Origin of the sequence: Variovorax sp. RTB1 (genome assembly GCF_035018765.1) — a bacterium.
Taxonomy (GTDB): Bacteria; Pseudomonadota; Gammaproteobacteria; order Burkholderiales; family Burkholderiaceae_C; genus Variovorax.
Map to the genome: position 1 here is coordinate 1 of NZ_JASJXG010000071.1, position 18,424 is coordinate 18,424.

Annotated in this window: 17 protein-coding genes and 1 pseudogene; 9 read left to right on the forward strand and 9 right to left on the reverse strand. The window is 65.2% G+C overall.

Going from position 1 to position 18,424, the window contains the following annotated elements:
- Nucleotides 1-14: 14 nt before the first annotated feature.
- The 8 genes from QN397_RS24820 to QN397_RS24855 form a co-directional block, all read right to left on the reverse strand.
- On the reverse strand, nucleotides 15-686 hold the full coding sequence (locus tag QN397_RS24820) for a DedA family protein (RefSeq protein ID WP_187051384.1): 672 nt from the start codon (nucleotides 684-686) through the stop codon (nucleotides 15-17).
- A gap of 52 nt (nucleotides 687-738) precedes the next feature.
- The gene (locus QN397_RS24825) at nucleotides 739-1,470 is read right to left on the reverse strand and encodes an SDR family oxidoreductase (RefSeq protein WP_323496173.1); all 732 of its coding nucleotides are present in this window, start codon (nucleotides 1,468-1,470) and stop codon (nucleotides 739-741) included.
- A 15-nt stretch (nucleotides 1,471-1,485) separates the two neighbouring features.
- Complete coding sequence (locus QN397_RS24830; protein ID WP_323502253.1) at nucleotides 1,486-2,334, reverse strand: ATP-binding cassette domain-containing protein; 849 nt, start codon at nucleotides 2,332-2,334, stop codon at nucleotides 1,486-1,488.
- Nucleotides 2,327-3,262, reverse strand: coding sequence for an ABC transporter ATP-binding protein (locus QN397_RS24835; RefSeq protein ID WP_323496175.1), 936 nt, complete (start codon nucleotides 3,260-3,262; stop codon nucleotides 2,327-2,329). Before QN397_RS24835 ends, QN397_RS24830 begins: the two co-directional genes overlap by 8 nt.
- A gap of 14 nt (nucleotides 3,263-3,276) precedes the next feature.
- Nucleotides 3,277-4,125: an ABC transporter permease gene (locus QN397_RS24840; RefSeq protein WP_323496176.1), complete on the reverse strand. Its 849-nt coding sequence runs from the start codon at nucleotides 4,123-4,125 to the stop codon at nucleotides 3,277-3,279.
- A complete protein-coding gene (locus QN397_RS24845; protein WP_323496177.1) occupies nucleotides 4,122-5,114 on the reverse strand; it encodes an ABC transporter permease in 993 nt (330 codons plus the stop codon). Before QN397_RS24845 ends, QN397_RS24840 begins: the two co-directional genes overlap by 4 nt.
- Nucleotides 5,115-5,118: 4 nt before the next feature.
- Nucleotides 5,119-6,675, reverse strand: a complete 1,557-nt coding sequence (locus QN397_RS24850; protein ID WP_323502254.1) for an ABC transporter substrate-binding protein — start codon at nucleotides 6,673-6,675, stop codon at nucleotides 5,119-5,121.
- Nucleotides 6,676-6,751: 76 nt separating this feature from the next.
- Nucleotides 6,752-7,288, reverse strand: a complete 537-nt coding sequence (locus tag QN397_RS24855) for a VOC family protein (protein ID WP_323502256.1) — start codon at nucleotides 7,286-7,288, stop codon at nucleotides 6,752-6,754.
- Between the two features lie 131 nt (nucleotides 7,289-7,419).
- Between QN397_RS24855 and QN397_RS24860 the strand changes: the two genes are divergently transcribed.
- From QN397_RS24860 to QN397_RS24895, 8 genes are all read left to right on the forward strand, one after another.
- Nucleotides 7,420-8,649 carry a dienelactone hydrolase family protein gene (locus QN397_RS24860; protein ID WP_323502257.1) on the forward strand — a complete coding sequence of 410 codons (1,230 nt, stop codon included), beginning with the start codon at nucleotides 7,420-7,422 and terminating at the stop codon, nucleotides 8,647-8,649.
- 48 nt (nucleotides 8,650-8,697) lie between these two features.
- The gene (gene mutL, locus QN397_RS24865; protein ID WP_323502258.1) at nucleotides 8,698-10,578 is read left to right on the forward strand and encodes a DNA mismatch repair endonuclease MutL; all 1,881 of its coding nucleotides are present in this window, start codon (nucleotides 8,698-8,700) and stop codon (nucleotides 10,576-10,578) included.
- 137 nt (nucleotides 10,579-10,715) lie between these two features.
- Nucleotides 10,716-11,600: an alpha/beta hydrolase gene (locus tag QN397_RS24870; RefSeq protein ID WP_323502259.1), complete on the forward strand. Its 885-nt coding sequence runs from the start codon at nucleotides 10,716-10,718 to the stop codon at nucleotides 11,598-11,600.
- Nucleotides 11,601-11,729: 129 nt separating this feature from the next.
- On the forward strand, nucleotides 11,730-12,944 hold the full coding sequence (locus QN397_RS24875) for a multidrug effflux MFS transporter (protein ID WP_323502260.1): 1,215 nt from the start codon (nucleotides 11,730-11,732) through the stop codon (nucleotides 12,942-12,944).
- Between the two features lie 106 nt (nucleotides 12,945-13,050).
- Nucleotides 13,051-13,950 (forward strand): tRNA (adenosine(37)-N6)-dimethylallyltransferase MiaA, encoded by a 900-nt coding sequence (gene miaA, locus QN397_RS24880; protein ID WP_416352365.1) that lies wholly within the window; start codon nucleotides 13,051-13,053, stop codon nucleotides 13,948-13,950.
- Nucleotides 13,947-14,612 (forward strand): ABC transporter ATP-binding protein, encoded by a 666-nt coding sequence (locus QN397_RS24885; protein WP_323502261.1) that lies wholly within the window; start codon nucleotides 13,947-13,949, stop codon nucleotides 14,610-14,612. Before miaA ends, QN397_RS24885 begins: the two co-directional genes overlap by 4 nt.
- Nucleotides 14,613-14,619: 7 nt before the next feature.
- A complete protein-coding gene (otnK, locus tag QN397_RS24890; protein WP_323502262.1) occupies nucleotides 14,620-15,909 on the forward strand; it encodes a 3-oxo-tetronate kinase in 1,290 nt (429 codons plus the stop codon).
- 2 nt (nucleotides 15,910-15,911) lie between these two features.
- Nucleotides 15,912-16,604, forward strand: coding sequence for an aldolase (locus QN397_RS24895; RefSeq protein ID WP_323502265.1), 693 nt, complete (start codon nucleotides 15,912-15,914; stop codon nucleotides 16,602-16,604).
- Nucleotides 16,605-16,620: 16 nt separating this feature from the next.
- Here QN397_RS24895 and QN397_RS24900 read toward each other — a convergent pair whose 3' ends face one another.
- A complete protein-coding gene (locus QN397_RS24900; protein ID WP_323502263.1) occupies nucleotides 16,621-17,595 on the reverse strand; it encodes a threo-3-hydroxy-L-aspartate ammonia-lyase in 975 nt (324 codons plus the stop codon).
- A 90-nt stretch (nucleotides 17,596-17,685) separates the two neighbouring features.
- On the opposite strand from QN397_RS24900, the pseudogene QN397_RS24905 reads away from it, so the two are divergent.
- Nucleotides 17,686-18,424 (forward strand): annotated as a pseudogene (locus tag QN397_RS24905) (ABC transporter permease); the annotation flags it as partial.

The following is an 18,424-nucleotide window of genomic DNA, read 5'->3' on the forward strand; positions in this document are numbered from 1 at the left end:
GCTGCACGGCCCGCTCAGGCCTCGGCCTGAGCACCAGCGGCCCGCGCCTTCTCTGCACGGCCGGCGCGCCACGCGCCGAAGATCGCCAGCAGTCCCGGCACGAAGATCAAGGCCCAGATGATCTTGTCGAGATGTTCACGCACCCACGGCAAGTTGCCAAAAAAGTAACCCGCCGTGGTGATGCTGAGCACCCAGATCAGCGCGCCGACGACGTTGAACATGGTGAAACTTCCTCGCTTCATTGCAGCCACGCCTGCAACGAAGGGCGCAAAAGTGCGAATGAACGGCATGAAGCGCGCAAGGATGATCGTGATGCCACCGTACCGCTCATAAAAACCGTGCGCCTGGTCGAAGGCTTTGCGGTTGAAGAAGCGTGAACTCTCCCACTGAAAAACCTTGGGACCGATGTAGCGCCCGATGCTGAAATTGCACTGGTCGCCAAGAATGGCCGCAGCGACCAGCACCCCGCACGCCAGGGGATAGCTCATCAAGCCGATGCCACACAACGCGCCGACGATGAACAGCAATGAATCGCCTGGCAAAAACGGCATGACTACCGCGCCAGTCTCCACGAACACGATGACGAAGAGCAATGCGTACACCCACGGCCCGTAGGCGACGACGAAGGTCTCGAGGTGCTTGTCGACATGCAGAACGAAGTCGACGAGGTAGCTGATGAATTCCATGGCGGCCGATTATCCGTTGCGCGCCGCGGCGCCCGCCTAACGGGCAGCAAATTCAGGCCGGGAGGTACTTGGCGAGTTCGCGCTCGATGCTTTTTGGGTCGGCTCCGATGACGCCGTTGATCCAAGCGGCCATGTCGCCGTGATGGACCTCCTCGTCACCACGACGAAGGCCTTCGATCACCTCGTTCGCAACCTCGGCCGTAGACGATTTTGGCCCCTGAAAATCGCGGCTCATGTCGGTATCGACTGGGCCGGTCATCACCGCCATCACATGCGTGCCTTGCGCCGCGAGTTCCGCGCGTACGCCTTCGGTCATGCGCAGCCCCGCGGCCTTGGAGGCGCACAACGAACCCATCGCCGGCAGAGTCACCTTCGCCAGGATCGACAGCACGTTGACGATGGCGCCGCCCTTCGCCAGCTGCGGCGCGAAGGCGCGGCACATCGCGAGCGTGCCGAAGTAGTTGGTCGCCATCTCGGCCTGCGCATGGTCGAGCGATTGGGCCGCGATCAACCCCTGCCCGCGGTTGACCCCTGCGTTGTTGATGAGCAAGTTCACGTCGCCGCAGTGCGCCCGCACCGCCTCGACTTGCTCGGCATTGGTGATGTCGAGGGTTATCACTTCCAGCTTGCCGGGATGCGCCGCCACGAGGTCGGCGAGCGCGCCCGTGTCGCGCGCCGCGGCATAGACCTTGGGTGCACCGGCCGCCAGCAGCTTTTGAACGAGTTCGCGGCCGAGGCCCCGGTTGGCGCCTGTGACGAGGGCGGTTGCTTGATGCAGATCCATGGACGGTTCCTTTGGTTAATTGACGACGAATTCGGTGCGAGCCAGCCAGCTCGCATCGATTTCCGGCAGCGGAATCGCTTCGAGCAGTGCTTGCGTGTACGGATGCTGAGGGTTCGCAAAAACGTCGGCCGTCGGTCCTTCTTCGACGATGCGGCCTTCGCGCATCACGACCACGCGATCGCACAGCACTCGCACCACGGAGAGATCATGGGTGACGAAGATCATGCCCATGCCGAGTCGCGTGCGCAACTCACGCAGCAGCAACAGGATGCGGGCTTGCGTCGACACGTCGAGGCCCGAAACGATCTCGTCGGCGACGATCAGATCGGGCTCCAGCGCAATGGCGCGTGCAATGCCGACCCGCTGACGCTGCCCGCCCGACAACTCATGCGGAAAGCGCGTCGCGAACTCCGGCGGCAAGCTCACCTGTTGCAGCAATGCGCGCGCCTTTTCTTTCAGTGCCGCCGCCGTCGGCGCTGCGCCGAGGCGGCCATAACTCAACAAAGGCTGCACTACGATCTCGCCGACGCGCCGTCGCGGATTCAGCGCCGAGAGTGGGTCCTGAAAGATCATCTGCATGCGCGCGCGCAGCGGTCGCAACTCGAGCTCGCTCATGTGCGTTGTCTCTCGGCCTGCAAAAACGATGTCACCTTGCTGAGGTTCATAGAGTCGCAGCACCGTGCGTGCCAACGTCGTCTTGCCCGAACCGGACTCGCCGACCAGCGCTACGCATTCGCCGGGCGCCACCTGCAAGTCGATGTCGTGAAGAATCTGCCGAAGCGGCGGCTTGCCGAACGCGCGACGGCTCGACCGGTCGGGTAACGACAAGCTCAGCCCGCGAACATCGAGCAGTGGCTCAGACATGTGGCGTCTCCGCGCGACGGGCTGCCGGATTCGCTGTGTCGCGCGCCGCGAACCAGCTCTGGTCATAGCTGTGCGCCGAGGCCCAGAGCGTATCCGTCACCTCTTCGGCGATCGGCTTCAACGTGTCTGCCGGCCGGTCGTAGCGCGGCGTCGCCGCGAACAGCGAGCGCGTGTAGGGCGTGCGCGGGGTCTCGATGATGCTGCGTACATCGCCGCATTCGACGATGCGACCCGAATGGATCACGCTGACCGAGTCGCACAGCTTGGCAACCAGCCCGAGGTTGTGCGTGATGAAAAGAACGGCAGCGCCTTCGTCGCGCTGCAGGTCGCGCAGCAGACGCAACACCTCGCGCTGCACCGTGACGTCGAGGGCGGTGGTCGGCTCGTCGGCAATGATGAGCTTCGGCTTGCACGAGAACGCGATAGCGATCAGCACGCGTTGCCGCATGCCACCGGACAACTCGTGCGGGTACTGCCGCACGACCGTGGCCGGCGAGCGCACCTGCACGGAGTCGAGCAGTTCGATGGCGCGCGCCGTCGCCTGCTTGTCATCGAGACCGAGGTGCAGTCGCAGCACGTCGTTGATCTGCGTACCGATGGTGTGACCGGGATTCAACGCGGTCAGCGGGTCTTGCGGAATCAACGCGATGTCGCGGCCCAGATGGACGCGGCGTTGCGCTGCCGTCAGCCCCAGCCAGTCGAGCCCCTGGAAGCGCACGCTGCCGGCCACCACCTCGATACCCGGTGGCGTGATGCCGAGCACGGTGCGCCCGACCATGCTCTTGCCAGCGCCCGATTCGCCGACCAGCGCATGCACCTCACCCGCCGCGATGTGCAGGTCGATGCCCCGCAGGATCAGGCGCGCCGCGCGCTTGCGGCCTGCGCGCAATGTCAGATGAAGACTGTCGATTTCGAGGCAGGCGGCCATGTCGCTTGTCGTTCTTATTTAGACAGCAGGGGATCGAGCGATTCGCGCAATCCATCGCCCAGCGCATTGCACGCCAGCACCGTCACCGCGATGGCGCCGATCGGCAGGCCGAGCAGCCATGGCGTCTGGTTGACGTACAGGCGACCTTCCTGCACCAGTCCGCCCCAGGTCGGCATATCGCTCGACACCGAGAGCCCGACGAACGACAGGATGGCCTCGATGACCACCGCGATGCCCATCTCCAGCGTGAACAGCGTGAGCAGCAAGGGCACCACGTTAGGCAGCACTTCGCGCCACAACGCAGACGCGCGCGACTGGCCGATGGTGCGCGCCGAGGTCACGTAGTCGAGGCTGGCCTGCACTTGCGCCTCGGCCCGCACGACGCGGCAAAAACGCGTCCAGTCGATGATGGCGATCGCCAGCACCACGGAGGTCAGCCCGGTACCGATGACGGCCACCAGCACGATCGACAGCAGCACCGCCGGGAACGACATCCAGACATCGACCAGCCGTGACACCACCGTGTCGATCACGCCGCCGTAGAAGCCCGCCCAAAGCCCGAGCACCGTGCCGATGAGCGCCGCCAGCGTGGCGCCGGCCAGCGCCACCGTCATGGCCGGCCGCGCGCCGTAGATGAGCCGCGACAAGATATCGCGCCCGAGACTGTCGGTTCCGAACCAGTGCGCCGCATCACCGTCGGCGCTCCACGCGGGCGGCAGGCTCGACGCCATCAGGTCTTGCTCCAAGGGATCGTGCGGTGCGATCCAGTGGGCGAACACGGCGCACACCAGCATCAGCAGGAGCAGACTCGCGCCGACCCACACGCGCTTTTGAAAATGAGGCATCGCTACGTGCAAGCTCATGTGCGCAGCTTGGGGTTGATGCGGGTGTTGAGTACGTCGACCGCCAGATTGACGGCGATGAACAGCACCGCGAAGGTGAGCACGATGCCCTGGATCAAGGGCAAATCGCGGTTGATGACGGCATCGATCGCCATGTTGCCGAGGCCGGGCAAGCCAAAGAGCCGCTCGATGAGCACCGTACCGCCGATGAGAAAGGTGAACTGCACGCCTGTGAGCGTCAGCGCCGGGCCCAGCGCATTGCGCAGCGCCTCGCGCCACAGCACTTGCCACGGGCTGAAGCCCTTGACCTGCGCGACCAGGATGTAGTCTTGCGCCAGCACTTCGAGCAGCGACGCTTTCAGCACGCGCGCGATCATCGCGGCCAGCGGCAAGGCCAACGACAGCGCCGGCCACAGCATGTGATACAGGGCAGAGCCCAATACATCGAAGCGTCCGCGCACCAGACTCTCGAGCAATACGAAGCCGGTCACCGAATCGAAGCGCAGGCTTGAATCGAGCAAGCCGAAGACGGGTAGCACCGGCAGCAGCACGCCCAGAAAAAGAATGCCGGCCAGGCCCCATAAAAAGTCAGGGATGGCGGTGATGAACCCCGTCGCGACGTCGATGCCGCGCTCCAGCAAGCTACCGCGAAACGACACCGCCGCCAATGCCGCCGCACCGCCGAGCAACACGGCGATGCCGAGCGCGAGCGCCGACAACTCGAGCGTCAGCGGCAGGTGCACCATCACCAGATCGAGCACGTCCTGCTTGAGCGTGATCGACTGGCCGAAGTGGCCGAGGGCCGCCTGGCCGAGGTAGATGAAGAACTGCGCCGACAGGCTCTTGTCGAAGCCGTACAGCGCACGCAGGGCGAGGATGTCGTCGGGCGTCGCACCCGGACCGATCATCATCGCGATCGGGTCGCCCGGCGCCACCCGAAGCAACACGAACACCACCACCAGCACGCCCAAGAGCGTGGGCAGCGCCCACAACAGGCGCTTCAGCGGCATGCCGTCAAGCCTTGGCTGCCTTGCCGACCGACTGCGCGAGCAGGTAACCCGCCATATGCGGCCTCACTGCCAGCGTCTTCTTGAAGAGAATGGTCTGCACCTGCTGGTAGAGCGGCAACACGAGCGCGTTATCGGCGATGTACTTGTCGACCTTCTTCCAGCCGGCGATGCGCTTGGCTTCATCCTTCTCGCCCCACAGCGGGCCGATCATGGCGTCGACTTCCTTGGACTTCCAGCCGGAGTGCGGGCTCGGGCCGAACATGGCGAAGCCGGTCGAATCATTGGGGTCGCCGATGGCGTCACCCCAGTTGTAGAAGGCCATCGGCGCCAGCTTGTGGCTCAGGCGCAGCTCGAAATGCTTGGCGATTTCGTAAACCTCGATCTCGGCCTCGATGCCGACCTTGCGCCACATGCCGACGATGGCCTGCACCGTTTCGTAGTCCTTTGGCAGATAGCCGCGCGTCGTCTGGATCTTGAACTTGACCGGCTTGGCCACGCTGTAGCCCGATTTGGCCAGCAGGCTCTTGGCCAGTTCGGGGTCGTACTTGACCTTGGTGGTCGCATCGAAGGCGGCGTACTGCGGCGCCTGCAAAGTGTCGATGACCACGCCGTATCCACGCAGCAGCCGCTTCACGATGGCCTGCTTGTCGACCGCGAACACCGCCGCCTTGCGCACGTTCTCGTCGAGCATCGGCTCGACGTCGGTGATGAAGAGCATTGCGATGTCGGTGATGGGCGAGCTCACGCCGGTGAGGTGCGGCAGCGCCTTCAGGCGGTCGAACTCTTCGAACGGGACACCCAGCGTGATATCTGATTTTCCGGTTTCGATTTCGGCCACGCGCGCGCTCGGGTCGGTCACGAACTTGATCGTCACGTTCTTGAACGCGGGCTTGGCGCCCCAGTACTTGTCGAAAGCCTTGAGCTTGACGAACGAGCCCTGCACGAACTCCTCGATCATGTAGGGGCCCGAGCCGATGGGCTTCTTTTCGAAGCCGGCGGCGCCGGCCTTCTCGTAGTAAGCCTGCGGGATCATGAAGCCCGTCAAGAAGGCCATCCACTTGAAATAGTCGGCGACGTATTGCTTGACGTCGGCGGTGATCTTGTTGCCGGTGATCTGGAAGTTGTCGACGCTCGACCAGATGATCCCGGCAACCGGATTGCCCGACTTGGGGTCGCCTGCGCGCTTCAGGTTCCAGACCACGTCGGCGGCGGTAACGGGGGTGCCGTCGTGCCACAGCGCGCCCTGGCGCAATTCGATTTCGATCTTGGTCTTGTCGGCGTTCCAGCCCCATTTGCTGATGAGGCCGGGCTTGAAAGAAAGGTCTGCGGCCTGATCGATGTACTGGTCGAACACCGACTTCCAGATGCCCTGAATCGACGGGTTGACGGCCGACGGACCGGTGGTCGGATCCCAGCTGGGCAAGCCCACGTTGTAGGCAATGGTGAGCGTGTCCGCTTGCTGGGCTTCGGCGGATGTCAGCAACAGCCCGCTCAATGAGCCCGCTGCAAGCGCGGCACTGCCTCCAGCCTGCAGAAAACGGCGGCGATCGAATTCGGACATGAGATTCCCCGGTAGTAGAAGTGAGACGAGAGGTGAGACGAGAAGCGAGGGGCGAGAGGCTAAAACTGAAATGAAACTATTGGGCGGGCGATTTCGGCGACCACAGCACGGTCGGCGAAGTGGCTTCGTAGGCCATGCCTTTGGGGTAGCTGATCAGCTCGAGCTGCAAGCCCCACGGCGCCAAGAAATAGTTGATGGTCTGGCCGGCAGCCGGTCCTTCGGTCACCGCGAGTGGCCCGGCCAGCACGCGCACGCCGCGCTCCTTCAGGTAGGCGACAGCAGCGTCGATGTCGTCGACATAGAAGGCGATGTGGTGGCCGCCGATGTCGCTGTTCTTCGGCAGGTCTTGCCGCTGGTCGGGGGCGTTGTACTGGAACAGCTCGATGTTCGAGCCCATGCCGCAACGCAGCAAAGCGATTTGCTCGACCACGGCGCGCGGGTGCACGTTGAGCGTGTCGGCCATGAAGCTGCCGGTGTCGTCCCGAAACGGACCGAAAGTCGTCGCCAGTTCGCAGCCGATGACGTCGACGAAAAAGTCGATAGCGGCCTGCAGGTCGGGTACGGTGATGCCCGTATGGTCCTGCCCGCGCAAGCTCGGAATGCCTCGTTTCATATTCTTTTGAAATCGTGTTGATCGATGGACAATCTACAAGCAGCTTTCGCGCCACCAAACTACTTTACGCCTAAACTATCTGTGCGTAAAGCTTCAAACCAGAGCTCGTTCACACCCCTACGGAGAATCAAATGGCAGGTCAATACATCGACATGAAAGCCGGCGACGGCAGTGGCAGTTTTCGTGGCTATCTGGCGTTGCCCGCCGGTGGCAGTGGCCCCGGCCTGGTGCTCGCTCAAGAGATCTTCGGCATCAACAGCACCATGCGAGACGTTGCCGACGACTACGCAGAAGAAGGCTACGTGGTGCTGGTGCCCGACATCTTCTGGCGCCAGGAACCCAACGTCGAGTTGGGCTACACCGAAGCCGACTGGCAGCGCGCCTTCGGCTACTTTCAGGGATTCGACGAAGCCAAGGGCATGCAAGACATCCAGACCGCCATCACCACCCTGCGCGCCCGCGCCGAGGTGACCGGCAAGGTCGGCGTGCTGGGGTTCTGCCTCGGCGGCAAACTGGCCTATCTGGCAGCCTGCCGCACCGATGCCGACGTGGCCGTGGGCTACTACGGCGTGGGCATCGACGCCGCGCTCGGCGAGGCTGACAGCATCAAATCGCCGCTGGTGCTGCACATCGCCGAGCTCGACAAGTTTTGCCCGCCCGAAGCGCGCGACAAGATCGTGCAGACGCTCAAGGGACGCCCCAACATAGCGCTGCATGTCTATCCCGGCATGGACCACGCGTTCGCGCGGCTTGGCGGCGAGCACTACGACAAGGCGTCGGCGCTGATGGCGCATGAACGCACCATCGGCGCGCTCAAGGCCGCGATGGGCCCGCACTACGATTTGTCGGCGCTGTGGGACAAGCATTGCGAATACGAGTTCGGCACCCGCAACGTCGACGACACGATGAGTACGATGGTTGCCGAGCCTTACGTGAACCACATCCCGACCATGACGGGCGGCGTGGGCTACAAGCAGCTGCATCATTTTTACAGCGACCACTTCGTCAACAGCAACCCACCCGACACGGCGCTGACACCGATCTCCCGCACCGTCGGCGCCACGCAGGTGGTGGACGAAATGCTGTTCACTTTCACCCACACCACGGAGATCCCGTGGATGCTTCCCGGCGTCGCACCGACCGGCAAGCGGGTCGAAGTGCCGCTGCTCGCGGTCATCAAGTTCCGCGGCAACAAGCTCTATCACGAGCACATTTACTGGGACCAGGCCAGCGTGCTGGTGCAGGTCGGTTTGCTCGACCCCAAACTGCTGCCGGTGGCAGGTATCGAGACGGCGCGCAAGCTACTCGACGAAACGCTGCCATCGAACGCGTTGATGCCTGACTGGAAAGACGTCGCCTGAGCACAAGGTCGGCGAAGGCCGGCCGAGGGGCGCTCCTAGAATGTTGACGTGAGCGCCCTCCCCATCATTTCGGCCCCCCGCCGTCCCATCCGCGAACTCCCCGACGAGCTGATCAGCCAGATCGCCGCCGGTGAAGTGGTGGAGCGGCCCGCCTCGGTGGTACGCGAGTTGCTGGACAACGCGCTCGACGCCGGCGCGACGCAAATCACCGTGCGCCTGTCCGCCGGCGGCGTGCGCTTGATCGCCGTCGAAGATGATGGCCAGGGCATTCCGCGCGATGAACTGACGGTGGCTCTGCGACGCCACGCCACCAGCAAGATTGCGAGCCTGGGCGATCTCGAAACCGTCGGCACGATGGGCTTTCGCGGCGAGGCGCTGGCGGCCATCAACGCGATCGCCGACATGACGATCCAGTCGCGCGATGCCGATGGCACCAGCGCCTGGGCACTCGACGGCCGCACCGGCGAACTGCGACCGGTGGCGCGCGCAATCGGCACCACGCTGGAGGTGCGCGAGCTGTTCTTCGCCACGCCGGCGCGTCGCAAATTTCTGAAGACCGATGCCACCGAGCTTGCGCACTGCGTCGAGGCCGTGCGGCGCCATGCCCTTGCGCGGCCCGATGTCGGCTTCGCGGTCTGGCACGACGGCAGGCTGGTCGAACAGTGGCGCGCCGCCACCAGCCGGGAGCAGCGACTGGGCGATGCGCTGAGCGATGACTTCGTGGCCCGCAGCGTGGCGGTCGATCACACGGGCGGCGTTGTGCACGTGGCGGGCCGTGCGGGCATTCCCGATGCGGCGCGGTCCCGTGGCGACCAGCAATTCTTCTACGTCAACGGCCGCTTCGTACGAGACAAGGTGCTCGCACACGCCGTGCGCAGTGCCTACGAAGACGTGCTTCACGGCCAGCGCCAGCCGGTGTATGCGCTGTACCTGCAGATCGATCCGTCGCGGGTCGACGTCAATGTGCATCCGACGAAGATCGAAGTGCGATTCAGGGATGGGCGGGAAGTGCACCAGGCGGTGCGCCACGCCATCGAGAATGCGCTGGCCGCACCGCGTGCGGGTGAGGCGGCAACGACGGTGAATGCCCCGTTTTTCCGGCAGGTTGCACCGGCCGCCCCGGCGCAATGGGCGCAATCGGGCATGCACTTCGCCGCGGAACGGGGCGCCGGCGACGCCTTCGCGATGTGGCCGCAAAGCGCAGCCCAGCCAGCGCCGGCCGAAGACTCTTATTCTGCAATTGCGCCCTGGCTGCAATCGTCATCGCCGGATCGCACCGCAGATGCTTCGGCGAGCACTTCTGCGAGCGCCGTCCCGATGATCGGCGCCGCCTCCACCGACGAGGCCTGGCCGCTCGGCCGCGCCCTCGCCCAACTTCAGGGCATTTACATCCTGGCCGAGAACCGGCAAGGCTTGGTCATCGTGGACATGCATGCGGCGCACGAGCGCATCGTCTATGAGCGGCTCAAGACGCAGCTCGACGGCGCAGCGATCACCAGCCAGCCACTGCTGATTCCGGCGACTTTTGCCGCCACGCCGCAAGAAGTCGCGACGGCCGAGGCCTGTGCCGCGATATTGCCGACGCTGGGGCTTGAAATCACGCCGTTTTCGCCGCGCACGCTGGCGGTTCGCGCCGTGCCGGGCACCTTGGCCGATGGCGATCCGGTCGAACTGGCGCGCAGCGTGCTGGCCGAACTGGCGCAGCACGACGCCAGCACGGTGGTGCAACGCGCCCAAAACGAGCTTTTGTCGACCATGGCGTGCCACGGCGCGGTGCGCGCCAACCGCAAGCTGACGATCGATGAAATGAACGCCTTGTTACGTCAAATGGAAGCGACCGAGCGTTCCGATCAGTGCAACCACGGCCGCCCGACGTGGCGGCAGCTCTCTGTGCGCGAACTCGACGGGCTATTTCTGCGCGGTCGCTGACCCTTTCCGACGAGTTCCTGCTGGTTTCTCAGGGTTTTCCAGCGTCATCCGAAAGGCGGGCACGGGCGTTGCATGGCTTCCCCCGTGCAACCTTTCGTTGAACTTTTGGCCCCCGAGGCCAGTCTGCTAACGACCCCATGAAGCGTTGGTCTCTTTTTGCTGCCGTCATCACCCTGTTCGCCCTGTTGGCAGGCGGGTGCGCGACGCTCGATGAGCGTCAGCGCGAATGGATTTTTCAGCCCAGCGACCGCAGTTGGGGCAACAGCGCCGCCATGAGCGAAGGCATGACAGACGTCTGGATCGACTTCAAACCGAACATCACCTCCGAGCCTGCCCGCCTGCATGGACTCTGGCTGGGCGGCGCGCCCGAATCGGTCGACACGCCCGTCTTGCTCTTTTTGCACGGCGCCCGCTACAACGTCGCCGGCTCGGCGCCGCGCATCCGTCGCATGCACGAACTGGGTTTTTCGGTGCTGGCCATTGACTACCGTGGCTTCGGCAAGAGTTCGGCCGGCCTGCCGTCGGAAGAAACAGCGCGGGAAGACGCCCGCGCCGCCTGGGAGTGGCTGGCCGCGGCGCACCCGCAACAGCGTCGCTACATCTTCGGTCACTCGCTCGGCGGCGCCATCGGCATCGACCTGGCCGCACACGTCAACGACGAGAGCGGCGTCATCGTGGAGAGCACCTTCACCTCGATCGCCGACGTTGCGAGCAGCTTCAAGTGGGGCTGGCTGCCGTTCGGCCCTTTCATCACGCAGCGCTTCGACGCGATCGACAGCGTGAAGAACATCGGTGCGCCGCTGCTGGTGGTCCACGGCTCGGCCGACAACCTCATCAACCCGACGCTCGGCCGCAAGCTCTACGACGCGGCCACGGTGCCGAAGATGTTCGTGCTGGTCAAAGGCGGCTCGCACCACGACACCGACTCGATCGGCGAGGCGCAATACCGCGCGGCGCTGGCGCAGTTGTTTCGCATGAAGCCGCCGGTGACGATGGCGAGCCTGCACGCGCCGCAGAGCTGACGCGCGGCGCTCAAGCGAAAGCTTGACCTCAAACAGCGCCGAAGTGGCGCGTTTGTTACCCTCGGACCAATGCAGTCCACCGCCGTTCCGGCCGATTCAAAACCCGCGAAGGCTGTCGAAGCTCCAGCGATGAAAAGCGCGGCTTCGTTGCCGATGTCGCCCGCGCTGGCCGTCGTCACGCTGGCCTTCCTCCTCGGCATTCAGCCGGTCACCACCGATCTCTATCTCCCGGCCCTCCCTGCGCTGACCACCGGTTTCGGCGCGCAGATGAAGCACGCGCAACTCACCTTGAGCGCCCTGCTGCTGGCGTTCGGCTGCTCGCAACTGGTGCTCGGCCCGCTGTCGGACCGCTTCGGCAGGCGGCCAGTATTGCTGTGGGGTCTGGCGGCCTACGTCCTCGCCGCCATCGGCGCGATGCTGGCGCCGTCGATGCTGCTGCTGATCGTCTGGCGCACCGTGCAGGGCGCAGCGATGGGTGCCGCGGTTATGTCGGCGCGCGCCATCGTGCGCGATCTCTATCCGCCGGCAGAAGGTGCCCGCGTGATGTCGCGCGCGCTCACCGGCCTGGGCATCATCGCCTGCCTGTGCGCGCCGGTCGGCGGCGTGGTGTCCGACGGTTTCGGCTGGCGCTTCGCACTGCTTTTACCCGCGTTGTTCGGCGCTGCGACGCTGGCACTGATCGCACTGCGCTTCAACGAAACGCTGACCCGGCGCAACCCCGATGCACTGCGGCCAGCCACGCTCGTCAGTACCTGGTCGACCGTCGTGCGCAACCCGACCTTCCTGTCTTTCACCGCGCTGACGACCGCGGCCTATGCCGTGCTCTTCACTTTCCTGGCCTCGTCGTCGTTCGTCTTCATCCAAGTGCTCGGCCTGACGAAGACGCAGTACGGGCTGGTGATGCTCTGGAACTCGCTGGCCTACATCGCCGGCACCTTTTTGTGCCGCCGTTGGCTGACCCGCTATGGCCTGCGCGGCTGCATTGCGAGGGGCGGCGTGCTCACGCTGACCGGCGGCACAGTCATGGGCGCGCTCGCCCTCGGCGGTGTGCAGTCCACCTTTGCCATCGTGCTGCCGCTGACACTGGTGATGCTCGGCCACGGCATCCATCAACCATGTGGCCAGACGGGTGCCGTCGGGCCCTTTCCGCAAGCGGCCGGCGCCGCGTCGGCACTCAACGGCTTCGTAATGATGCTTGCCGCCTTCTTTATAGGCGGCTGGCTCGGCACGCACATGGACGGCACCGTGCGGCCGCTGGCTTACGGCATGTGGTTTTGGTGCGCCTGCATCGCAGCCATCGCCTGGACCCTGGTGCAGAAGTTCGGGGAACCGCGTGGCGGTTGATGTCGACCTGATTGATGTCGACCTGGTTGCTGGCGACCTGGTTGCTGGCGACATTGCCTACATCGCCATCGCAGGGCCGACGGCCAGCGGCAAGACAGCCGCCGCCATGGCCATCGCACGCACGCGCCCGGTCGAGATCGTCAGCGTCGATTCGGCGCTGGTCTACCGCGGCATGGACATCGGCACCGCCAAGCCAAGCGCGACTGAGCGGGCGGAAGTGCCTCACCATTTGATCGACATTCGCGACCCTGCCGAGCGCTACAGCGCGGCCGCCTTCGTCGAGGATGCGCAGCGCGCCATCGCCGACATCCGCGCGCGCGGCAAGCTGCCTCTGCTCGTCGGCGGAACGATGCTGTACTTCAAGGCACTGATCGATGGCCTCGACGCGATGCCGTCGGCCGATGCCGCCCTGCGCGCGAAGCTCGCAGCCGAAGCTGCCGACGTCGGCTGGCCCGCCATGCACGCGAAGCTCGCCGAGGTCGACCCCATCACTGCGGCGCGACTCGCTCCGGCCGACAGCCAGCGCATCCAGCGCGCGCTCGAGGTCTGGCACGCCAGCGGGTTGCCGCTCTCGCACTTTCATGCAGTCAAAGTGGACAACGAAAACTCGATGACAGACGACCACACGAAGATCGCCACCGGCATCCTCTTCTCACTCGAGACAGAAGACCGCGCGTGGCTGCACACCCGCATCGCGCAGCGCTTCGACACCATGCTTGCCGACGGGTTCATGGATGAAGTCAACACCCTGCGCGCTCGCGGCGACCTGACGCCCGACCTGCCCTCGATGCGCTGCGTCGGCTATCGGCAAGCCTGGCAAGCACTCGACGGCGACTGGCCGATGGCCGAGTTGCGTGAGCGCGGCATCGCGGCGACGCGGCAACTCGCCAAGCGGCAGATGACGTGGCTGCGCAGCATGCCGAAGCGCCGCATCGTCGCCTGCGATGCGCCGGGCGCAGTCGCCGAGATCGTGCGCCAGGTCGGTCGGATCGCAGGACGTGCATGACATTGCGCATCGATAACCTCGGCAAGCACTACGGCGAAGCGGCGGTCTTCGAGCACGTCACGCTCGAAGTGGCGAGCGGCGAGTTCGTCGCCATCGTCGGCGAATCGGGCGTCGGCAAGTCGACCCTGCTCAACTGCATGGCCGGACTCGACAGCTGGGACACCGGCAGCGTCATGCACGACGGCACCGACATCGGCAAGCTCGACGACACCGCCCGTGCCTTGTGGCGACGCGCGAATGTCGGCTTCGTTTTCCAGGCCTTTCATGTGCTGCCGCATCTCGACGTGGCGCAGAACGTGGCGCTGCCGCTGATGCTGATGGGACGCAACGACCCGGTGCGGGTCGAACGCATGCTCGACGTGGTCGGACTTGCCGGGCTCGGCGCCCGCTTGCCGCAGCAGCTTTCGGGCGGCCAGTTGCAACGCGTTGCCATCGCGCGCGCGCTGGTGCACCGGCCGGCATTGCTGCTGGCCGACGAGCCGACCGGCAACCTCGACCCGACGACCGCGGCCCGCGTCATGGACGTGCTCTTCGCGCAAACGCGCGAGCACGGCGCGTCGCTGGTGCTGGTGACGCATTCGGTCGCCGCGGCGGCGCGGGCCGATCGGGTGCTGCATCTGCGGGTCGACGGCATCTACACAGAAGCCCGTGCCGATGTTTAATTCGGATATGAACAAACTCACACTCGGCTGCATCGCCGACGACTTCACTGGCGCAACCGACCTCGCCAACAACCTGGTGCGCGCCGGCATGCGCGTGGTGCAAACCATCGGCGTGCCCAACGAGGCGTTCAGCGACGAGGTCGATGCCATTGTGGTCGCGCTCAAGACGCGGACCTTGCCCGCGGCCGATGCTGTGTCGCAATCACTGGCGGCATTGACCTGGCTGCAGGCGCAAGGCGCGCAGCAGATCTACTTTAAATACTGTTCGACCTTCGACTCGACGGCCAAGGGCAACATCGGCCCGGTGACCGACGCGTTGATGGACGCGCTGCACACCGACTTCACCATCGCCTGCCCCGCCTTCCCGGAGAACGGCCGGACGGTCTTCAAGGGTTACCTCTTCGTCGGCGACGAGTTGCTGCACGAGTCGGGCATGCGCAACCATCCGCTGACGCCGATGACCGACTCGAATCTCGTGCGCGTGCTGCAAGCACAGACCTCGCGTCGCGTCGGGCTCATCGACTACCGCACCGTGGCGCGTGGCGTCGACGCCATCAAGGCGCGCATCGAGACACTGCGCCGTGAAGACGTTTCGATGGCCATCGTCGATGCCACCAGCAACGACGATTTGATGCGCATGGGCGAGGCGTTTCGCGCCATGCCGCTGCTCACCGCCGGCTCCGGCGTGGCGATCGGCCTGCCGCAGAACTTTGGCATTTCCCCACAACCGCAAGCGGCCGAGTTGCCACCGGCACGCGGCCTGCGCGCCATCGTGTCGGGCAGTTGTTCGACCGCCACCAACGCGCAAGTGGCCGACTTCATAGGCCGCGGCGGCGCAGCCTTTGCGATCGACCCGTTGCGCCTGGCCGAAGGTGTCGATGTCGCGAGCGAGGCGCTGCGCTGGGCAGAGCCCCTCCTGAAAGCCGGGCCGGTGCTGGTCTATGCAACCGCGGCACCCGATGCGGTGCGCGCAGTGCAGGCCCAACTGGGCGTGCAACGCGCTGGCGAAATGGTCGAGCACACGTTGGCCGCCTTAGCGCGAGGGCTGGTCGAACGCGGCGTCGGGCAACTGGTGGTAGCGGGCGGCGAAACATCGGGCGCCTGTGTGCAGGCGCTCGATATCGCCATGTTGCGCATCGGTCCGCAGATCGCGCCCGGTGTGCCGTGGTGCCATGCGCCTTCCACGCACTCCGCGAGTGGCGCCGTGCACGTCGCGCTCAAGTCGGGCAACTTCGGCGCAGTCGACTTCTTCACTCACGCGTTCTCATTGCTTTCACTTGAACCCGGAATGCCATGACGCTGGACGAAGCGACTGCCCGCGACGAGATCTGCCGCATCGGCCGCAGCCTCTTCGAGCGTGGCTACGTGCACGCAACCGCGGGCAACATCAGCGTGCGATTCAATAGCTCGGAGGGAGGCGGCTTTCTGATCACACCGACCGATGCCTGCCTCGGTTTTCTGGAACCGGCGCGACTGGCGCTGCTCGACGAAGACGGCGTGCAGCAGAGCGGCGACCGCGCGAGCAAGACCATCGCGCTGCATCGGCGCATCTACGGCGCCAGCCTCGCCACCGCGGCGCCGGCGCATTGCATCGTTCACACGCACAGCACGCATTGCGTCGGTCTGACGCTCGACGGGGCCATGTGCGACGCGCCGCAAGGCCGCGAGTTGCTGCCCGCACTCACGCCCTATTTCGTGATGAAGGTCGGCCGCGTGCCGTTGATCGGCTACGCACGGCCGGGCGCGACTGAAGCCGCGGACGCAGTCGAAAACACCATCGTGCGCTACCACGCTGCAGGCACGGCGATCCGTGCCGTCATGCTGGAGCGGCTCGGCCCCACCGTGTGGCATGACACGCCGGCCGCTGCGATGGCGACGCTCGAAGAACTGGAAGAAACCGCGCGACTCTGGACGATGCGGCCCGCGAAGCCGGCACCACTCGATGAAGCGCAAATCGAAGAACTGCGCGAGCGCTTTGGCGCGATTTGGTAGAGCGCAGCGCTAAAGATCAGTCGCCAGCCAGCAGCGCGGCATAGCGCGCCAGGTCGACATTCCCGCCGCTGACCAAGATACCCACTCGCTGTCCGGCGATGGCAGCACCCGCAGCGCATGCAGCCGCGAACGACAGGCACCCCGTCGGTTCAACCACCATCTTCATGCGCTCGGCGAAGAAGCGCATCGCTTCGACCAGTTGCACATCGCTCACGGTCAAGATGTCGTCGACGTCCCGCTTGATGATCGCGAAGGTGTATTGGCCGAGGTGCTGGGTCTGCGCGCCGTCGGCGATGGTGCGGGGCGTTTCGATGTGGACGATCTTCCCCGAACGAAACGACTGCTGACCATCGTTACCTGTCTCCGGCTCCACGCCGTAGACCTTGCAACCCGGCGCCAGCGCGCGTGCTGACAAGGCGGAGCCGCTGCTCAGGCCACCGCCGCCGAGACAGATGTACAGCGCGTCGAGCGGGCCATCGGCGGCCGTGTCTTCGATCAATTCCTTGACGGCCGTGCCCTGCCCGGCAATGACATCGGGATGGTCGTAAGGCGGAATCAACGTCATGCCGCGTTCTTCTGCGAGCTGCCGCGTCACTGCCTCGCGGTCTTCGGTGAAGCGGTTGTACTGCACGACCTCGGCACCGTACTCACGCGTGGCGGCGAGCTTGGCCGCTGGCGCGTCGTTGGGCATGACGATCACAGCCGGCATGCCGAGCAGGCGGGCCGACAGCGCGACCGCCTGCGCATGGTTGCCGGACGAAAACGCGATGGCACCGGCCGTGCGCTGGGCAGCATCGAACTTCGACAATGCGTTGAAGGCACCACGAAACTTGAAGGCGCCCATGCGCTGGAAGTTCTCGCACTTGAAAAAGAACTGCGCGCCATAGCGTGCGTCTGCCGTAGCAGAGCGAAGCACGGGGGTGCGGTGGGCGTGGCCTTCGAGCCGCGCGGCGGCGTCGATCACGTCTGCATAAGTCGGGAGCTGGAGCATTTGGCGAGCATATCGGACCGAGCGACGCACCGGAAGCCCTCGGTAAACCGCGCCCGTGCAAGCCTGATATCGGACCGGCACAATTGCGTCATGCGGGCCCTGCTCATCACCTTCTCCTGGCAGGAACTGCGACATCACCCGTGGCGCAATGCAGCCGCGGTGCTGGCCGTCATGCTCGGCGTGGCGCTGGCCTTTTCGGTGCAGCTCATCAACGCTTCGGCGCTCGATGAATTTTCCAGTGCGGTGCGCTCGGTCAACGGGCAGCCCGATCTTGAATTGCGTGCGGCGCAGGGTGGATTCGACGAGGCGGTGTACGCGCGCGTGGCGCGGCAACCGCAGGTCCTTCTCGCGAGCCCTGTTCTGGAGCTTCAAACCGTGGCCTTCGCAGGAACAGGCGGGTCCGAACGGGCCGGTCAATCCAAAGAACAGCGTGTGCCGCTGCGCATCGTCGGCATCGATGCGCTGGTGCTCCCCACGATCGCCCCCGCGCTGCTGCCGCGACCTTCAGCCAACAGCGCGCGATTCGCATTGTTCGCGCCGGCCACTGTCTTTCTCAACGCCGCCGCGCGTGCTGCACTCGGCGAACGCACTGCGGCATTGCGCCTCTCGGTCAACGGCGCATGGCGCGACGTGCAGGTTGCCGGCACCGTCGCAGCGGGCGGCAGCGCACTGGCGGTGATGGACATCGGTGCCGCACAAGACCTGTTCGGCCGCGCCGGACAACTCACTCGCATCGACTTGCGGCTCGCAGCCGGCACCGACCGCACCGCCTTCATCCGCTCACTGGAAAGCTCGCCGGACTGGCCGGCTGGCATCCGCATCGCCGAGC

Excerpts from the sequence above, each read along its gene's own strand:
- QN397_RS24820 (WP_187051384.1), bottom strand. The coding sequence starts at position 686 with ATGGAATTCATCAGCTACCTCGTCGACTTCGTTCTGCATGTCGACAAG.
- QN397_RS24825 (WP_323496173.1), bottom strand. The coding sequence starts at position 1,470 with ATGGATCTGCATCAAGCAACCGCCCTCGTCACAGGCGCCAACCGGGGC.
- QN397_RS24830 (WP_323502253.1), bottom strand. The coding sequence starts at position 2,334 with ATGTCTGAGCCACTGCTCGATGTTCGCGGGCTGAGCTTGTCGTTACCC.
- QN397_RS24835 (WP_323496175.1), bottom strand. The coding sequence starts at position 3,262 with ATGGCCGCCTGCCTCGAAATCGACAGTCTTCATCTGACATTGCGCGCA.
- QN397_RS24840 (WP_323496176.1), bottom strand. The coding sequence starts at position 4,125 with ATGAGCTTGCACGTAGCGATGCCTCATTTTCAAAAGCGCGTGTGGGTC.
- QN397_RS24845 (WP_323496177.1), bottom strand. The coding sequence starts at position 5,114 with ATGCCGCTGAAGCGCCTGTTGTGGGCGCTGCCCACGCTCTTGGGCGTG.
- QN397_RS24850 (WP_323502254.1), bottom strand. The coding sequence starts at position 6,675 with ATGTCCGAATTCGATCGCCGCCGTTTTCTGCAGGCTGGAGGCAGTGCC.
- QN397_RS24855 (WP_323502256.1), bottom strand. The coding sequence starts at position 7,288 with ATGAAACGAGGCATTCCGAGCTTGCGCGGGCAGGACCATACGGGCATC.
- QN397_RS24860 (WP_323502257.1), top strand. The coding sequence starts at position 7,420 with ATGGCAGGTCAATACATCGACATGAAAGCCGGCGACGGCAGTGGCAGT.
- QN397_RS24870 (WP_323502259.1), top strand. The coding sequence starts at position 10,716 with ATGAAGCGTTGGTCTCTTTTTGCTGCCGTCATCACCCTGTTCGCCCTG.
- QN397_RS24875 (WP_323502260.1), top strand. The coding sequence starts at position 11,730 with ATGAAAAGCGCGGCTTCGTTGCCGATGTCGCCCGCGCTGGCCGTCGTC.
- miaA (WP_416352365.1), top strand. The coding sequence starts at position 13,051 with ATGGCCATCGCACGCACGCGCCCGGTCGAGATCGTCAGCGTCGATTCG.
- QN397_RS24885 (WP_323502261.1), top strand. The coding sequence starts at position 13,947 with ATGACATTGCGCATCGATAACCTCGGCAAGCACTACGGCGAAGCGGCG.
- otnK (WP_323502262.1), top strand. The coding sequence starts at position 14,620 with ATGAACAAACTCACACTCGGCTGCATCGCCGACGACTTCACTGGCGCA.
- QN397_RS24900 (WP_323502263.1), bottom strand. The coding sequence starts at position 17,595 with ATGCTCCAGCTCCCGACTTATGCAGACGTGATCGACGCCGCCGCGCGG.